Origin of the sequence: Ochrobactrum sp. SFR4 (assembly GCF_019730395.1) — a bacterium.
Classification (GTDB): Bacteria; Pseudomonadota; Alphaproteobacteria; order Rhizobiales; family Rhizobiaceae; genus Pseudochrobactrum.
This window is the reverse complement of record NZ_JAAPBB010001115.1, coordinates 1-249: the sequence shown is the minus strand read 5'-3', so window position 1 is coordinate 249 and position 249 is coordinate 1. Positions and strand designations below refer to the sequence as shown.

Here is a 249-nt window from a genome sequence, read left to right as displayed (position 1 = left end):
AGAATCGGGGCGCTGCCGTCACAAGCATCCATTTCATAATGCTCCCAGCTTTCCGGCAACACCTCTTCAAAATGCGCATGATAATAATAGCGACGCATTGTATAAGGCTGCCCCTTCTCTGACAGGGTGAAATCAATGGAGCCGAGGAATTGCAAACCATCCTTTGCGCTCAGGCCGGTCTCCTCAAAAAGTTCGCGCCCCGCAGCGAGAAGCGGGTCTTCGCCCTGCTCGATTGTGCCGCCGGGCACT

At 55.0% G+C, this 249-nt stretch carries 1 protein-coding gene; it reads right to left on the bottom strand.

The genetic code is table 11. From position 1 onward, the window contains the following. The coding region (locus HBA93_RS22500) for an NUDIX domain-containing protein (protein WP_221724717.1) at positions 1 to 249 on the bottom strand (249 nt) is incomplete at both ends.